The sequence below is a fragment of the Hydrocarboniphaga sp. genome, assembly GCF_028291725.1.
GTDB lineage: Bacteria > Pseudomonadota > Gammaproteobacteria > Nevskiales > Nevskiaceae > Hydrocarboniphaga.
In genome coordinates this window covers 1-15,978 of sequence record NZ_JAQGNT010000044.1, presented here as the reverse complement: position 1 = coordinate 15,978, position 15,978 = coordinate 1, and the positions used below count along the sequence as shown (strand labels likewise).

General features: G+C 63.1%; 14 protein-coding genes. 10 read left to right on the top strand and 4 right to left on the bottom strand.

Features of this window, described 5'->3' with window-relative positions; genetic code table 11:
* Positions 1 to 63 precede the first annotated feature (63 nt).
* The 4 genes from JWQ90_RS12585 to JWQ90_RS12570 form a co-directional block, all read right to left on the bottom strand.
* Positions 64 to 2,688: a TonB-dependent receptor gene (locus tag JWQ90_RS12585; RefSeq protein ID WP_299694358.1), complete on the bottom strand. Its 2,625-nt coding sequence runs from the start codon at positions 2,686 to 2,688 to the stop codon at positions 64 to 66.
* A gap of 117 nt (positions 2,689 to 2,805) precedes the next feature.
* On the bottom strand, positions 2,806 to 3,141 hold the full coding sequence (locus tag JWQ90_RS12580) for an STN domain-containing protein (protein ID WP_299694355.1): 336 nt from the start codon (positions 3,139 to 3,141) through the stop codon (positions 2,806 to 2,808).
* A 153-nt stretch (positions 3,142 to 3,294) separates the two neighbouring features.
* The gene (locus tag JWQ90_RS12575) at positions 3,295 to 4,308 is read right to left on the bottom strand and encodes a FecR domain-containing protein (RefSeq protein WP_299694352.1); all 1,014 of its coding nucleotides are present in this window, start codon (positions 4,306 to 4,308) and stop codon (positions 3,295 to 3,297) included.
* Positions 4,305 to 4,952, bottom strand: a complete 648-nt coding sequence (locus tag JWQ90_RS12570; protein WP_299694349.1) for a sigma-70 family RNA polymerase sigma factor — start codon at positions 4,950 to 4,952, stop codon at positions 4,305 to 4,307. The genes JWQ90_RS12575 and JWQ90_RS12570 overlap by 4 nt, the downstream gene beginning before the upstream one ends.
* Positions 4,953 to 5,274: 322 nt before the next feature.
* Between JWQ90_RS12570 and JWQ90_RS12565 the strand changes: the two genes are divergently transcribed.
* The 10 genes from JWQ90_RS12565 to JWQ90_RS12520 form a co-directional block, all read left to right on the top strand.
* Positions 5,275 to 6,501: a CoA transferase gene (locus JWQ90_RS12565; RefSeq protein ID WP_299694345.1), complete on the top strand. Its 1,227-nt coding sequence runs from the start codon at positions 5,275 to 5,277 to the stop codon at positions 6,499 to 6,501.
* Between the two features lie 37 nt (positions 6,502 to 6,538).
* Complete coding sequence (locus JWQ90_RS12560) at positions 6,539 to 7,696, top strand: acyl-CoA dehydrogenase family protein (protein WP_299694342.1); 1,158 nt, start codon at positions 6,539 to 6,541, stop codon at positions 7,694 to 7,696.
* Positions 7,693 to 8,526, top strand: coding sequence for an enoyl-CoA hydratase/isomerase family protein (locus tag JWQ90_RS12555; RefSeq protein WP_299694339.1), 834 nt, complete (start codon positions 7,693 to 7,695; stop codon positions 8,524 to 8,526). Before JWQ90_RS12560 ends, JWQ90_RS12555 begins: the two co-directional genes overlap by 4 nt.
* 7 nt (positions 8,527 to 8,533) lie before the next feature.
* On the top strand, positions 8,534 to 10,717 hold the full coding sequence (locus tag JWQ90_RS12550; RefSeq protein WP_299694336.1) for an acetate--CoA ligase family protein: 2,184 nt from the start codon (positions 8,534 to 8,536) through the stop codon (positions 10,715 to 10,717).
* A complete protein-coding gene (locus tag JWQ90_RS12545; protein ID WP_299694333.1) occupies positions 10,717 to 11,547 on the top strand; it encodes an enoyl-CoA hydratase/isomerase family protein in 831 nt (276 codons plus the stop codon). The genes JWQ90_RS12550 and JWQ90_RS12545 overlap by 1 nt, the downstream gene beginning before the upstream one ends.
* A gap of 10 nt (positions 11,548 to 11,557) precedes the next feature.
* The gene (locus tag JWQ90_RS12540; protein ID WP_299694330.1) at positions 11,558 to 12,775 is read left to right on the top strand and encodes an acyl-CoA dehydrogenase family protein; all 1,218 of its coding nucleotides are present in this window, start codon (positions 11,558 to 11,560) and stop codon (positions 12,773 to 12,775) included.
* 34 nt (positions 12,776 to 12,809) lie between these two features.
* Complete coding sequence (locus tag JWQ90_RS12535; RefSeq protein WP_299694327.1) at positions 12,810 to 13,703, top strand: fumarylacetoacetate hydrolase family protein; 894 nt, start codon at positions 12,810 to 12,812, stop codon at positions 13,701 to 13,703.
* 126 nt (positions 13,704 to 13,829) lie between these two features.
* Entirely contained in the window at positions 13,830 to 14,525 is a 696-nt protein-coding gene (locus tag JWQ90_RS12530; RefSeq protein ID WP_299694324.1) for a TetR/AcrR family transcriptional regulator, read from the top strand.
* Between the two features lie 33 nt (positions 14,526 to 14,558).
* Positions 14,559 to 15,050 carry a VOC family protein gene (locus JWQ90_RS12525; RefSeq protein ID WP_299694321.1) on the top strand — a complete coding sequence of 164 codons (492 nt, stop codon included), beginning with the start codon at positions 14,559 to 14,561 and terminating at the stop codon, positions 15,048 to 15,050.
* Between the two features lie 390 nt (positions 15,051 to 15,440).
* On the top strand, positions 15,441 to 15,978 hold a 538-nt coding region (locus JWQ90_RS12520), incomplete at its 3' end, for an energy transducer TonB (RefSeq protein ID WP_299694318.1).

Below are 15,978 nucleotides of genomic sequence, written 5' to 3'. Positions count from 1 at the left end.
GAATCGTAGTGCGATATGGCCAGTGCGGTTCCCGCTGGTTCGGCGCCCGGTTCAGGCCATGCCTCAGAACTTCTTGACCAGCTGCACGCCATAGGTGCGAGGCTCGCCGATGTTCAGGAAGTTCGTGCCCAGGCCCTCGGTGGAAAGACCGCTCTCGGCGTAAACCTCGTCGAGCAGGTTCCGGCCGAAGATCGAAACCTCAAGGTCCGCTGCATCATGGGTATAGCTGATGCGGGCGTTGAGCAGGCCATACGCATCCTGAGTGACGTCCTCCGGCTGCTTCGCCACGGCGGGGTAGAGGTTTTGCTTGCTCTGGCCTTGGTAGTCGGCCTGGAAGGCCAGTTCTCCAGTGCTGAGCGGCACCCCGTAGCGGGCCGAAAGCGCATAGGTCCAATCCGGCGTCGGCCAATCTTCATCCGAGCGGTCGCCGGTGGCATCGACGAACTTCACGTAGCGTGCATCGGTGTAGCCGATATTGGCGCTCAGCGTGATGCGCTGCGTCAGCCTCAGGATGCTTTCGACTTCGACGCCGTCGATGTTGGCTTGCGCCGCATTCGAGACGAGGGTTGTGGTGGTGCTCCCATTGAACAGCGACACGGTACGCTGCACGCCGCTGTAGTCGTCGTGGAACAGCGCCAGATTGAACCGTGCACGCTTGTCCAGGAAATCCGCCTTGAATCCGGCTTCGTACTCCGTGATGGTTTCGGGGCCGAATGGCTGCAGTGCGATCGCGTTCAGACCCCGCAGATTCTCGCCGCCGGCGCGAAAGCCTCGCGCCACCTTGGCGTAAACCAGCATATCCTCGGTGAGCTTGTAGTCCGCCGACGTCAACCAGGATGGATCGGAGAACGTGTCTTTGAAACCGGCGCGGCAAAGCTCGGGCGACTTCAGCAGTGAAGCAGGAATCGAACAACCAGCCGCGCCGCTCGGCAGCGGGTCGGAGATGTAATCCTGGTTGGTGTGCGACACCGCGGTCAGTTCTTTTATGTCCGTCGTGTAACGCAGGCCAAGAGTCAGTGTCAGCTGGTCTGTGGCCTTCCAGTTGGCCTGGCCGAAGGCTGCGTAACTGCTGCTTTTGACGAAGCCGCCTTGCGTGGAATAGAGCGATCGCCCGGCGGCGGCGGTCAGCGCGGCCAGAGAGCCGGGAGCACTGGTCTCATAGCCATCCTCGTAGCTCCCGAACAGGCCGCCGACGAAATTTACGCTGCCCAAATTGCCGAGAATCTGCAGCTCTTCGCTGTAGAAGTCGTCATCCACTTTGTAGGGCACGGTGAGGATCGAAAACGGCGTGCTGTCGATGTCCTGAAGATTGCGGCGCCTGGTGTGTCGATAGCCCGTCAGGGAACGCAGCGAGAGCGTGTCCGAAAGCGTCCAGTTGACGTCGAGGCCCGAGCTGTTGCCGGTGAAGTCGGAATAGCTATCCTGAAGGCCGCTGCGATAGGCATTGCCATGGCCGTCGTAGACATACTGCTGAAGTTGCGCTGCCGCGATCGCCCAGTTCTCGGGTGTCTGCGCCAAACCCAGTTCCTGCGTCACTTCACGAGTCGCAGGACCGCCGACCGGTGTGGTGTATTGCGTCAGGCCACTGAGCCTGAAAATCGGGCCACCCGTCTTGTCGCTCTGGTAGTCGGTGCTCAGCACCGCCGACAGGGCATCGTTCTGAAACCGCAGCTTGCCGCGCAGATACGTGCTGTCTTCGTCTGCCAGATCCTTGCCGTCAAAGTCTCTGCCGTAACCCGTATGCACCGCGCGCTGAGCGACCAGGCGCATCGCGATCTCGTCGCTCAGTGGCAGGTTGACGATGCCGACGCCATTGATGGAATCATAGTTGCCTCCCGTCAGACTGACGGAGCCTTCAAACTTGTCGGTCGGCGCGTTGGTGATGACGCTGATCGCCCCGCCCGTCGTATTGCGCCCATACAGCGTGCCCTGCGGGCCTCGCAGCACTTCGACTCGCGCCACGTCGACCAGCGCCGAACGAAAACCGTTTGCACGCGGGTTGTTGATGCCGTCGACATAGATTCCGACAGCGCTGTCGGTGGTCAGCAGAACGCCGGCCGGCAACTGGCCGCGAATGGATACCAGCGCGGATTGGCCGTCGTTCGACGACTGCTTGATATTGAGGTTCGGCGCGACCGCCGAAAGATCCCGCATCTCGTGAATCGACATCTGGCTCAACGCCGCTTCCGTGACGGCGGTAACCGCGACGGGAATCTGCTGAAGCTTTTCCTCGACGCGGCGTGCCGTCACGGTGATTTCTTCGATAGCACCGCTTTCCTGTGCCTGAGCCGGCGGGGCTTGGGTTTCTGCCGGCACCGGTGCGGCGGGCTCTGCCGCGATCCGGGCCGGCTCCAGCGTGAGCGTGTTGTCCGTTACCTGGTATCCGAAGCCGGAGCCCGCCAACAGCCGATCGAGCGCATCGGCACGGGTATAGCGGCCCTGGATACCGCTGACTTTAAGGCCGTCGCCGATCTGTGCCGGCAGCGCCAGCTGCAGCCCGGCCTGATCGGCATATTTCACCAATGCGGCTTGCAAGCCCTGCGCTGGAATATCGAAGTCGAGCGGCTCGGGTTGCAGAGCTTCAGCAGCGACCGCCGATCCGGCCACCGACAACAGCAACGCAGCACAGAACGGTGCGAAAAGGTGTCGCGATGCCGGTGCGATCTTCGATGGAAGCAGCATTCTCATGAAACTCTCCTCATATTTTTATAGGTGATACCGCTTGGCCATCCATCGGCGATCGGTTCACAAGAACGTTTTGAACAGCTTATTTGGGAATGTAGAAACTCACTGGCGCGCCGGGATTCAGCCGTCAGGCTTCAAACCGTAGATCACGATCGTTTCAGGGGAAGCGATCTCGAACATCAGCCCGGTGTCTCTGAGCAGCAACTCGAGCGCGCGGCGCGCGGGATAGCGCCCCTGCAGCCCCGCCATCTGCGGCCTGTCAACCGTGCCCGAGGCCACCACCAGTTGTACTTGCGCTTGCTCGGCGTAAACCAGCAGCGCTGTTTCCAATGGCTGCCGCGGCACGTCGAACACGATCTCCCGTGCATCCAGTGCACTGCTCTGTGCGAATGCGGTAGCGGCCGTCAGAACCCCAGCTGCGATCACCATTCTTCGCATGAACGAACCAAGCGACATCGGCAACTTCCATTTGCTGACCCGATGGAAGAACGTTTCATGCCTGGATTTTGGGAGTGCGATTTGAACGTGGTTCAAAACCAGGGAGCGGCGAGCAGGGCTCCTGCCCCTCCCAATAGCAGCCGGGGTGGGAAGATCAGCGGCATGGCGGAATTATTTTTTCTTGCGGCTCTTGCCGGGACTCGCCGCCACTTGTCTCAGCACCAGCGCTTCGTCGGATTCGACGAGCACCACCGGACTGCTCTTCTCCAGCCCGCGCAACCAGTCCTGCATCCGGTCGACCATGATGACGCCGGTGAAGCGCAGCGCGCGGATCTCTTCGCCCTGCAACACGACATGGCGCCGCGAATAGCGGTTGAGATCGACCACGATGTCGGCCAGCGGACGATCGAAAAAGATCAGCTTGCCGTCGCGCCAGGCCAGCGCCTGCTCCGGCGGCACGCGCATGACGGCACCGAGACTGCCATCGGCGAAATAGCTCAGCTGATAGCCGGCTTCGAGCCGCTTGGCCCTGCGCCCGTCGACACCCGAATGCGGATCGACCTGCACCACGCCGTCGACGACGGTGACGGTGACGCCCTGCAAGCCGCGGCGCACATCGAAAGCGGTGCCGACTGCACGCACCTGGCCGCCACCAGCCGAGACGATAAATGGACGCAGCCTGTCCTTGGCCACGTTGAATAGCGCCTGGCCGTCCGACAGCGTCACGCGGCGTTCGGCGCGCGAGTAATCGACCACCACCGTGCTGGCGCCGCTGAGCACGACGGTCGAGCCATCGTCCAGCGCGACGCTGCGGTTTTCGCCGACCGACGTGGTGTAGATCAGCGTTTTGGCCTGCGGCTCGAAGGCATAGCGCCAACCGCCGGCGATACCCACTGCGATCAACAGCGCCGCGGCGACCGCCAGCCAGCCGAATCGGCCGCGGACGGGCTCGGCGGGGTTCTCGCCGCGGCGCATTTCCAGCTGCGGCAACGGCGGCGCCGGCAGCTTGGCGCTGACCTTCCACAAGGCCTCGACCCGCTCATACGCGGCCTGGTGCTCGTGGCTGAACTCCAGCCAGTCGAGGCAGGCCTCGATATCCGGGCCGCTGACCTCCGGGTCCTGTAGCCGCAGGTAGCAGCGCGCGGCCTGTTCGTCGATCGCCGACGGAAGTTCGGATGACTTCATAAGGCATCTTTCGCATCGAGGTGCAGGGCGCAGTAAGCCACCGCCTTCAGCACATATTTACGGACCATGCTCTCGGTCAATCCAAGTTCGCCGGCAATGATCGCGTAGTCGCTTCCGTGAAATTTGTAGCGAATGAAGGCGTAGCGGCACTTGGGCGGCAAATCCTGGATCAGCCGCTGAAGGCGTCCCAATTGCTGCTGGCCCGCGACGATGCGTTCGGGCGTCGCCGCATCGTGCCCCGACTCCGCATCCGATGCCTGTAGCTGCGCTTCAGCCCAAAGCCCGTGGCGACGCCGCTCACGCAGGCGATCGATGGCGATGTTGCGTGCGGTGACATAGAGCAGTGCACGGATGTTGTCGTCCGCAGGCGAACCTTCACGCTGCAGAAGGCGGATGTAGGCTTCCTGTGCCGCCTCCTGAGCCTCCTCCCGAGAGCCCAGCCGCAAGCTTAGGAAGCGGACCAGGCGCACATGATGCTCGCGGAACAGTGCCTCCAACTCGGAACGGATTCCAGGCAGCAGCACCGAATCCGGCCGCTGCACGGGCCGGAACGGCACTACGACGCCTGGCGTAGACGCAGCGGTCTGCGCTGACAGATTTTCTCTCCTGGCTTGCACGTCTCGCTCTATTCTGGCGATTTCCATGAAGAGAACGAACGAGCCGATGATTCTGGGAATGCCGTCTTTTCAGAAGCCAGAGAAATGGTCGGGGTGATCTGCGGCATCGCTTTTCTCCTCCATCAACGCCGGTGCGCTTGCAGCTTCCAGGGCTGGAAACCGCAGCCGCGTTTTGCTTCTACTGGGCTCGCCGATGGGCTCGCCGACAAAATATAGCGCGCATACTTTACGAATGCACCAAACGGTCGGTAGAATAAAGGCATCGTCGGGGGAGACCGGCAACCGTACGCCCGAAGCATGGGGTGTCCGCGTAAGAACTATAGATGTTCGGTGGGAATTCAGGACTGGCATGACAGACCACAAACAACCGGGGTCGGACCCCAATTCCACTCGTGACGCGCTGGCCGCATTCGGACCGCTGCGGGTGGTCGAGCTGGGCACCTGGCTGGCGGCACCCAGCGCCGCCGCCTTGTTCGCCGATCTCGGCGCCGAAGTGATCAAGGTCGAACCCGCGAGCGGCGATCCGCTGCGGAAATTCCCCGGCTCGATGCGCGGCGGCGAGGAGCAGTCGCCCGGCTTCACCCTGCTCAATCGCCACAAGAAAAGCGTGACACTGGACATCACCACCGACGCTGGCCGGCAGGAGCTCGATACCTTGCTGGCTGCCGCCGACGTACTGATCACCAACATGCGCAACGGCGCGCTTGAGCGCGCCAGTCTTGATCCAGTATCGGTGACGCAGCGCTTTCCGCGCCTGGTCTACGGCTCGCTGACCGGTCTCGGCCTCAGCGGACCGGATCGCGAACGTCCCGGCTTCGACACCGGGGCGTTCTGGGCGCGCAGCGGCATGCTGCATCAGGTCACGGCCGATGGCAGCGAACCGCTGGCGCCGGTCGGTGGTTATGGCGATCTGATGACGTCGCTGTCGCTATTCAGTGCGACGATGGTGGCGCTGTTCGATCGCGAAAAAACCGGCAGGGGTGGCATTGTCGAGGCGTCCTTGCTGCAGACCGGTGGCTGGCTGCTGTCGGGCGACGTCGCGGCGCAGTCCGCGTTCGGCCGCGCGCCGAAAGCACGCCCGCGTGCCAAAAGCTCCACACCGCTGGTCAACACTTACCAGACGGCCGACCACCGCTGGTTCTTCCTGACCGCGGTCGAAGCCGGCCGCCATCTGGACAGCGTCTGCCGTGCGATCGACCGGCCCGAACTGAGCCGGGACGAGCGCTTCACCGGCGCGTCAGCCATGCGAACCAATGCAGCCGCGCTGATCGCGATTTTCGACGAGGCTTTCTTGCAGAAAAACCTCGAATACTGGACCGAGCGTTTCGATCGCGAGGGTGTCTGGTGGGAGAAGGTGGCGACACCGGCCGAGCTGATGCAGGACCGCCAGGTGGCGGCCAACGACATGGTCGGCGACCTGGCTTTCGGCCCCTCGGTGATCCGCGCGGTGCTCGCGCCGTTCCGGATTCTGGGCCGCCGTTCGACCAAAGCTTCGCTGGCGCCAGAGCTTGGAGCGGATACTCAGGCTTTGCTTGGGCGCGAGGCCGTGAAGCCTGCGGTCAGACGAGCCAGCTAGACCGACCATCACAAGCGACGATATCGAACGAACTCCGATGAACCTCCTAGAAAGTCAGATCGCGTTTCCCGATGAAATCCAGGCGATCAAAACGGCGACCGCCGACTGGATCACCAAGCGCGTGCTGCCGCGCGAAGTCGCAATCTATACCACGGGTGAAGTGCCGGCCGACATCCTGCAGGAGATGCGCGATCTCGGTTACTTCGGCCTGACCATAGCTCCGGAATACGGTGGATCGGGTTTGTCGCATCTCGGTTTTCTGGCCGTGCACGAAGAACTGACGCGCGGCCCGAAGCCGCTATGGAACCCGATCAACGTCGCCAACGGCGTCGCGGCGCGTGTACTGCAGCTGTCGGCTACCGAAGAACAGAAGCAGAAATATCTGCCGGGCATCGCCGCCGGCACTTTGCAGCCGGCGATTGCGGTTACCGAACCACAGGCTGGCTCCGACGTGCAGGGCTTGAAGTCGCGCGCCGAAAAAACTGGCAAGGGCTGGGTCATCAACGGCAGCAAGCACTACATCACGTTCGGCGCGCGCGCCGATGTGCTGTTCGTGCTGGCACGCACCGCGGGCAAGGAGGCGGGGTCGGCCGGGTTCACGCTGTTCCTGGTCGACAAGGGCAATCCCGGCCTGAAGATCGCACGCATGCAGGAGAACATGAGCGGCAAGCCGCTCGAGCAGACCGAACTGCTGTTCGACAATTGCGAAGTTCTGGATTCCGCGATTCTGGGCGGCGTCGGCAAGGGACTGAAGTGCGTGTTCCCGACGTTCGCCGAAGAGCGCGTGACGATGGCAACCACTGCACTCGGCACCGCGCGCCGCGCGATCGAACTCGCCGTCGACTACGCGAAAACGCGCAAGACTTTCGGCTCCTTCCTTTCCGAATATCAGGCGCTGCAGCACTCGCTCGCCGATTGCGTAATCGAACTCACCGCCGCGCGCTCGATGACCTTCGAACTCGCGCGCCAGCTCGATCATCGCGTCGTCTCGCCGCCCGAGGCCGCGATGGTCAAGGTGTTCTGCGCCGAGATGGCGAATCGCGTCGTCGACCGCTGCCTGCAGGTGTTCGGCGGCGCCGGCTTCATGGCCGAATCGCCGATCTGCCAGATGTATCGCGACGTGCGCGTGCTGCGCATCTCCGGTGGTACCTCCGAAATCCAGCGCAACATCATCGCCAAGGAACTACTCAAGTGACCGACACCGCCACCAATGCTGCCGCCAATGGTGTGGATGACACCACGCCGCGCCTCAAGATCTCCATCGAGGGCGGCATCGCTGCGCTGGAGTTATACAACCCCAAGGCCGGCAACTCGCTGACCCGAAACATCTATGTGCAGCTGCGCGACGCCTGGGAAGCGCTGGAGAAGAATCCCGAGGTCAAGGTCATCACGTTTACCGCAAGCGGCGACCGCTTCTTCTGCACTGGCGCCGACGTGTCCGCGCTCAAGTCGCAGGGCTCGTTGCGCCTGCCGGGCGAGGCTACCGGTGAAGGCTGGCGTCTGACCTGGCGCATGGCCGGTATCACCAAGCCCGTGGTGGTCGCGGTCAACGGTACCGTCGCCGGTGGTGGTCTCGGCTTCGTCACCGATGGCGATATCGTGTTCGCCTCGCGCAACGCCAAATTCGTCGATACACATGTGCAGGTCGGCCAGATCTGCGGCTATGGCGCGCTGCGCCTGGTCAACATCATCGGCCCGAGCGAAGCCAAGCGGATCGCGATCGGCGGCGGCGCGCTTTCTGCGGAGCGCGCCTATCAGCTCGGCTTGGTCAACGAACTGTTCGACACGCCGGCCGAAGCCGTGGCCGCCGCCCGCAAGACGGCTGAGGTCATCGCCTCCGCTTCGCCGACCGCGGTGCAGAAGACCTTCGACATGATGATCGGCCTGTCTCATCCGTCGCACGAAGCCGCGATCGTCGCCAAGGCCGACAAGAACCTCGACGCGCACATGAGTCATCCGGATTCCACAGAAGGTGCGAAAGCCTGGATGGAAAAGCGCAAGCCGAACTGGGCGCCGGTGAGCTGATCGACGTATGACGCCGATATCCGATACCGCAGGCAGTGTCCGTCAACGGCTCTACAGTTCCGAGGAGCTGCAGCCGCTGATCAGCCCCAAGTCGATCGCCATCATCGGCGCCTCGTCCGCGGGCAAGGGCTTTGGTGCATCGGCGCAGCGGCAGCTGCTGGAGGCGCATATCGGGCGGCCGCTGTACCTGATCCATCCACGCTTCGCCAAAGAAAAAGCGCCGGAAGCTGCGCTCGGCGTCGCTTCGATCGCGGATCTGCCGCGAGACGTGGACTGCCTGCTGATCGCGGTTCCTGCGGACGCGGTCGAAGGCGTGATTCGCGAAGCCGCCGGCCGCGGCTGCAAAAGCGCGATCATCTTTTCGGCGGGCTTCGGCGAGACCGAAGGCGGCGCCGCCGCGGAAGCGCGTCTTCGCGCTTTGGCGATCGAGACCGGCATGCGTCTGGGTGGCCCGAATACCGCGGGCGTGCTGAACTATCGCGAGAATCTGCCGCTGACTTTCGTGCCCGACCTGCGCATGGATCTTCCCTCGGGCAATCTGGCGATCGTGTCGCAGAGCGCCGGTCTGGCGACGCATCTAGGCCATCGCCGCAATCGCGGTCTCGGCGTGTCGTACACGATCACCACCGGCAATTCGGTGGACGTTACCGCATTCGACTATGTCAATTTCCTGCTCGATGATCCGGCCACCGATGTGGTGCTGCTGGTGATCGAGGGCCTGGACAATCCGACCGGTCTTGCCGAGATCGGCCGCAAGTCGCGCCGTGTCGGCAAGCCGATCCTCGCGCTGAAAACCGGCCGTACGCAGACCGGCGGACGCGCCGCGGTATCGCACACCGGCAGCCTGGCCGGCAGCTACGACGTGTTCCAGGCGGCGGCCGATGCCGCGGGCATCATGCTGTTCAAGACCACCGAAGAACTGATCGAAACCGGTCAGCTGTTCGCGCGCTGGGCCGGCAAGCCGTACGTGCCCGGCGGCGTCGGCATACTGACCACGATGGGCGGCCCCGGCGTGATGTCGGCCGACGCGGCCGACGACGAGAACGTGCCACTGCCGGCGCCGTCAGCGAGGACGCTGGAACGTCTCGGCCAGCTGATTCCGTCGTTCGCCGCCTTCGGCAATCCGATCGACACCACCGCTTCGCCGACCGACGACGTGCTGCGCCAGTGTCTGGAAGCGATCGCCGACGACGAAGGCTATTCGGCCGGGATTATCCTCGCCGCGTCGCAGACCGGTCCGTCCACGGCGAAGCGCCCGGCATCGATCGTCGAAGCGGTACGCAACTCCAAGAAGCCGATCGCCGCGGTCTGGCTCAGCAGCTGGCTGGAATGCCCCGGCAGCGAAATCCTCGACGCGGAGCCCGGGCTGCCGGTGTTCCGCTCCAGCGACCGCTGTCTGCGCGCCGTCCGCCACTGGATGAACTGGAACGAGCGGCCGCGTACTGCGCAAGTCGACAGGACGCTGGCTCTGAGCGCTGCCGAAGCCGGGGCGTTGAGCTCGGCTCTGTCGCAGGCGCGCAGCGACGAAGCACGGAGCGGCGCCTTGAGCGAAGCGGCTTCGCGCGAGGTGCTCGCCGCTTTGGGCCTGCGTATGCCGGGCGCCGAAGTCGCAACGAGCCGCGAACAGGCCGCCGCTGCGGCCAAGCGATTCGGTTTTCCGGTGGTCGCGAAAATCGTTTCGGCGGACGTGCCGCACAAGGCCGCTGCGGGCGGCGTCAAATTGAATCTGGGCAGCGAAACCGCGGTCGGCGACGCTTTCGAGCAGATCATGCGCGACGTGCATGCACATGTTCCGAAGGCCGATCTGAAAGGCGTGCTGATCGTCGAGATGGTACGTGGCGGTACCGAGTTCATGTGTGGCCTGGTGCGCGATCCGGTGTTCGGTCCGGTGATTCTGTGCGGGGCGGGCGGCGGCGCGGTCGAAGAGCTGAAGGACGTCGGTCGCTGCGTTGCGCCAGTCACCGAGTCCGCGGCGCGGCGCGCGCTACACAGTGTCCGCGCGTTCCAGAGCCTGCAGCACAAGCATCCGGCCAAGGCCGATCAGCTGGAGACCCAGTTGATCGTGGTGATGCAGAAGCTCGGCGCGGCGGCGTTGATCGATGCGTCGATTTCCGAGATCGATATCAATCCAGTGGTGCAGAGCGACGACGGCACGCTGGTCGCACTCGATGCTCTTGTGGTGCTCGCGTAATGAGCACGAGGCCGGCCGCGGATGCGACGGATAGCCCGATCAAGATCGAGCATCCGCTTGGCGGTGTCTTGCTGATCAAGCTCAACCGGCCGCAGGCGCGCAATTCGCTGACGATGGACAGCTGGCTGGCCTTGGAGCAGGCGCTGGATGCGGCTGCGGAAAACCCGGAATTGCGCGCCGTGGTACTGAGCGGCGAGGGTGCCTATTTCTGCGCCGGTGGCGATCTGAAGAGCACGCCGGCAGCGGGCTTTCGGGCGACCGCATCGGTCGCGCGTCTGGATGCCGCGCAGCGGACGATGCTGAAGATGCGCAGCTTCCCGCTGCCGATCATCGCGGCCGTCGAAGGCGGCGCTGCCGGTCTGGGTTGGAGCCTGGCGCTGGCCTGCGATCTGCTGTTCACCGCGAGCGACGCGGCGTTCGTCGCTCCCTTCGTATCGCGTGGTGTGGTGCCGGATGGCGGTGCGGCGTGGTTCCTGGCTCAGCGCGTCGGGCGCCATCGCGCGGCCGAGCTTCTGTTCAGCGGCCGGCCGCTGCTCGGTGATGAAGCCGTCGCCTGGGGACTGGCGAATCGCGCCGTCGCCGGCGGCACGGTGGTGGCGGCAGCGCTCGAGTACGCGGCGAGCCTGCCGGCTGCGTATGGGCATGCGATGGAGCTTGGAAAGCGCCTGCTCGATGCCGCCGAAACCCTGGAATTGAAGGCTTATTACGAACTGGAACGAGTCACGGCCGCACTGTGCCAGAACGGCCCGGAAGCGGATCGCGCCCGTCGCGAATTCCAGGCGCGCGCGGCGGCCAAGCCGGTGCGCGACGAACCCAACAAGAAAGCTTAGCGAGGCCTTGATGTCGGTAGAAATGGACGAAACGGAAGTCGAAGACGTCGTCGAGAATCTTCTGGGCTTCGTCGACGCCGTGGTGCTGCCGCTGGAAAAGGAGCACGCAAAACTGCTCGATGATCCGCGCCTGCATTACGACGAACGCGGCGCCTACTCGCCGGAGCTGAAGAAGCTCAAGCGCGAAGTGCGCCAGCAGTCGGCCGAGGCCGGCTACTACAACATGTTCGTGCCCGAATCGATCGGTGGCGGCGATTTCGGCGCGTACATGCTGTATCGCGTATGGGATGCGCTGTATCACCGTTACGGGCCGGCGCGTCTGCTGCCGTATGCCTCGGTCGCGCACTGGAGCTATGGGCCGAGTCTGCTGTGCTCGTATCTGACGCCGCAGATTTCGGAACAGCTGCTGCAGCCGCTGATGGCCGGCCAGATCACGTCCTGCTTCGCCATGTCCGAACCCGACGCCGGCTCGGACGCGCTGGCGATGCGCACCCGGGCGGTCCGCGACGGCGACGACTGGCTGATCACCGGGACCAAGCAATGGATCACCAATTCGCCGGTGGCCGACTGGGTATTCGTCTGGGCCGTGACCGACGAGGAGCTGAGACGCACCCGCAAGGGCGGCGTCAGCTGCTTCGCGCTGCCGGTGACGACGCCGGGCTTCCAGGTCGATAGCGTGCTCAAGCTGTTCGGCCACATCGGCGGCGACGAAGGCATCCTGTCGTTCCGCGACGTGCGCGTGCCATCAACGGCGCTGGTCGGCGAATTGAACCAGGGCTTCAAGCTGGCGATGGCCGGCGTCAACACCGGCCGCATGTACAACGCCGGACGCTGCATCGGCCTGTCGAAATGGGCGCTGGACAAGGCCAGCGAATACGCCGGCACACGCAAGACTTTCGGCAAGACCATCGATCAGTATCAGGGCGTGTCGTTCCAGCTCGCCGATTCGGCGATCGAGATTTATGCCGCCGAGAGCATGACGCGCGATTGCGCGCGTCGGCTCGAGCGCGGCGAATCGGTTAACGACCAGGTCGCGATGGTCAAGGTCTACACCACCGAACTCGGCACGCGCGTCTACGACCGTTGCATGCAGGTGCACGGCGGCATGGGCTTGACCAACGAGCTCAAGTTGTACGAGGGCTGGCAGCAGTCGCGCATCGTCCGCATCGCCGACGGCAGCGCTGAAATCATGCGGCGAAACATTGCAGCGTCGCTCGCGCGGCGCTGATTGGCAGCGATCAGACATCCAAAGGAACAGAGAAATGAAATTAGGACGTGCAGTACTGCCCACGGGCGAAATCAGGCTGGTGCGGATCGATGAGGACAAGGTCACGGAGCTGACCGGCGTGACCGAGGCCGATCTGATCAAGGTCGCGATGGCTCGCGGCAAAGGTGCCTGGCAGGACGGCCGGAGTTTTGCGCAGAGCGAGGTCAGGTTTCTGCCGCCGGTGGCGCGGCCGACGTCGCTGCGCGACTTCTCGGCGTTCGAGGCGCACACCAAGAACTGCACCGAGGGCATCGGCGGCAAGATGAACCCGCTGTGGTACGAAATCCCGGTGTTCTATTTCAGCAACCCGAACTGCATCATCGGCGACGGCGATACGGTGCTGCCGCCGAAGAAAGCCAAGTCGATCGACTACGAACTCGAAGTCGCGGCACTGATCGGCGCCGAGGTGCGCGACTACCCCGCCGACGGTAGCGACTGGCTGGCGCCGATCGCCGGCTTCTTCCTGATGAACGACTGGTCGGCGCGCGATCTGGGCTCCAAGGAAATGCAGCTGTACATGGGCCCGGTCAAGGCCAAGGATTTCGCGACCTCGTTCGGCCCCTGGCTGGTCACTCCGGACGAGTTCGAGGAGGAGGGCGGCCGGCTCAAGCTGCCGCTGACGGCACGCGTCAACGGCGAAACCTGGTCCAACGGGCAGCTGTCCGAGATGTACTTCAATTGGCCGCGCGTCCTGTCACACGCCTCGGCAGACGTGAGCTTGGTTCCGGGCGACGTCATTGGTTCAGGGACCTGCGGCAGCGGCTGCATCATCGAACTGCGGATCACCAGTGGCAAAGAGAAGCACCACTGGCTGGTCGCCGGCGATGTCGTGGAGCTGGAAGCGCCCAAGCTGGGCACGCTCCGCAACACGATCGGTAAGGCGGCGTAAGCAGGCTTGTTCAGGTTTGGGGGCCGCCGGCCCCCGGGGCCCGAACCAGTCGAACGGTTGGTCGCCTTATGCTTAAACGGCTATTTCGCTATCCTTGTGCCAACAGGCACTCAATGAAGGACGTCGATGGCAGCGCGGAAAGGGCGGAAAGAGAACAACGAGAGACGCTATGAGGATATCGTCCACATCGCGGGTGAATTGTTCGCCGAGAAAGGGTTCAACGGCACCAGCCTGAACGACATCGCGGATTCGGTCGGTGTTCTGAAGGGCAGTTTGTACCACTACATCAGCTCAAAAGAAGATCTGCTTTTCGACGTGGTCAAGGTCGCGCATGAAGGCCTGCATGAGAATATGCGGCTGGCCGAGCAGTTTGCGTCGGATCCGCTCCGGCAGATTACGGCTTTCAGCTACGGCCACATCTTTCTTAATGCGGTGGTCGAACGGATGCATCGCGGCATCGTATTTCTTCACGACAGCAAATATCTGCCCGTGAAAAAGCGCAATCTGGTGACCAAGGATCGCGATAGCTATACGGTCTATCTGCGCGATATCGTGGCGCGGGGACAGAAGGCGGGGCAGTTCGATCCTGAGCTGGATCCGAGGATGTGTAGTTTCGCCATATTCGGCGTAATCACGTCCTACATACGCTGGTACAAACCGGGCGGCCAGATTACGCCGCATACGATCGGCCGCGAGGCAGCGGCGTTTATCTTGGCTTCGGTCGAATCACCGGAGACACGGACCAAGATGGGTTCGCGCTTCGCTGCAGTCGACGAGGTCATCGCGGAATTCAAGGGCCTGTTGGAAAACGAGGCCGGTTGAGGTCCGCGGGGCTCAGGAAGGAGCGGTCGTTTCATGATACTGGGCGTACACCACGTAGCCATCGCCACGTTCGATATCAAGCGTCTTGCGGACTTTTACTGCCAGGCATTTGATTTCAGACTAATAAAAACCGGTGGCTGGGAACGCGATTCGGTGCGCCACGAACTCGTTACCGGAGTTAAAGGATCGGCGGCGTTGAGCTGGATGCTGCAGCGTGACAATCTGTTTCTGGAGCTGTTTGAATACAGCGAGCCTCGGGGTATAAAGCTTGCGGATGCCCGGCTTTGTGATCCTGGATATACGCATTTCTGTTTTGCCGTCACCGAGATCGACAGCGAGTACCAGCGGCTGCAAAGCTGCGGGATGCGGTTTCACGGGCCGCCTCCCGGCCAGCCCGGAGACCCGGTCCGCGCGATCTATGGGCGTGACCCCGACGGCAACTCGATCGAACTGATCGAGTTCCGCCCTGACAGCGAACATGTCTATCACTCCAAGCATTTGCCGTTGGCGGCGCAAGCTGGCTAACGCAGCAGGGCCGCGGTGCTGAACCGTCGCTTCCCCGCCTTGACACCGAAATAATCACGTGTAAAATGAAACCAACCGTTTGGTTCATAAATAGAACGGAGTAGTAGAAAGTTTGGGATGATGCTGAGCGGGCACTTGTGCAGTGCGGTTCCATCGAAATCCCTGATGTGCGTGGCGGAGATGATGGAAATGAAATTGCGACCTTGTTCTGCAACGGGGTTTTTTTGCCCGATTGCTTGCCGAGTCCGTGCCGGGTCGTACGAAAACAGCTGAAATTCCCGGGGCTTCGACTATCGGCGTGCACGAAAGTCGGAAAGCCATGGAGAGTGCCAGCCAGCGATCTTCATGCAGTGCCGAAGAGAATCGGCACGATTAATCGATGGAGGCAAGATGGAATTTGGCCAACGCCAAGATCCGAAGCGACGCATCATCGGCATTACCGGCGTTGTGATTTTTCACATCCTGCTGGTGTACGGTCTGGTGAACGGACTGGCGCGCAAGGCGATTGAGCTGCTGCCGCCGCCGATCGAGACCAAGATCCTGGATGAAGTGAAGACGGACGAAGAACCGCCTCCGCCGCCCCCGCCGCCGAAGCTGGACATTCCGCCGCCGCCGTTCGTGCCGCCGCCGGAAATCAACATCGCATCGGCACCGGTATCGACGAACACGATCACCACGTCGAGCAAGCCGGCGCCGCCGGCGCCGCCCAAGCCGGTGGCCAGCGGTGTCACCAAGGCGCCGGTGGTCAAAGCCAAAGCCTGCAAGGAGCCGGACTATCCCGCGGTGTCCGAGCGTCTGGGCGAAACCGGCTCGGTCACTTTGCAGTTGCTGGTGGGCATCGACGGCAAAGTCACCGACAGCAAGGTGCAGACCTCGAGCGGCTTCGAGCGTCTGGACAAGGCGGCACAGCAGGCCTTGTCGCGCTGCA

What these genes read in the sequence shown, in the direction of transcription:
- JWQ90_RS12585 (WP_299694358.1), bottom strand. Translation starts at nt 2,688, where the DNA reads ATGAGAATGCTGCTTCCATCGAAGATCGCACCGGCATCGCGACACCTT.
- JWQ90_RS12580 (WP_299694355.1), bottom strand. Translation starts at nt 3,141, where the DNA reads ATGTCGCTTGGTTCGTTCATGCGAAGAATGGTGATCGCAGCTGGGGTT.
- JWQ90_RS12575 (WP_299694352.1), bottom strand. Translation starts at nt 4,308, where the DNA reads ATGAAGTCATCCGAACTTCCGTCGGCGATCGACGAACAGGCCGCGCGC.
- JWQ90_RS12570 (WP_299694349.1), bottom strand. Translation starts at nt 4,952, where the DNA reads ATGGAAATCGCCAGAATAGAGCGAGACGTGCAAGCCAGGAGAGAAAAT.
- JWQ90_RS12565 (WP_299694345.1), top strand. Translation starts at nt 5,275, where the DNA reads ATGACAGACCACAAACAACCGGGGTCGGACCCCAATTCCACTCGTGAC.
- JWQ90_RS12560 (WP_299694342.1), top strand. Translation starts at nt 6,539, where the DNA reads ATGAACCTCCTAGAAAGTCAGATCGCGTTTCCCGATGAAATCCAGGCG.
- JWQ90_RS12550 (WP_299694336.1), top strand. Translation starts at nt 8,534, where the DNA reads ATGACGCCGATATCCGATACCGCAGGCAGTGTCCGTCAACGGCTCTAC.
- JWQ90_RS12545 (WP_299694333.1), top strand. Translation starts at nt 10,717, where the DNA reads ATGAGCACGAGGCCGGCCGCGGATGCGACGGATAGCCCGATCAAGATC.
- JWQ90_RS12540 (WP_299694330.1), top strand. Translation starts at nt 11,558, where the DNA reads ATGTCGGTAGAAATGGACGAAACGGAAGTCGAAGACGTCGTCGAGAAT.
- JWQ90_RS12535 (WP_299694327.1), top strand. Translation starts at nt 12,810, where the DNA reads ATGAAATTAGGACGTGCAGTACTGCCCACGGGCGAAATCAGGCTGGTG.
- JWQ90_RS12530 (WP_299694324.1), top strand. Translation starts at nt 13,830, where the DNA reads ATGGCAGCGCGGAAAGGGCGGAAAGAGAACAACGAGAGACGCTATGAG.
- JWQ90_RS12525 (WP_299694321.1), top strand. Translation starts at nt 14,559, where the DNA reads ATGATACTGGGCGTACACCACGTAGCCATCGCCACGTTCGATATCAAG.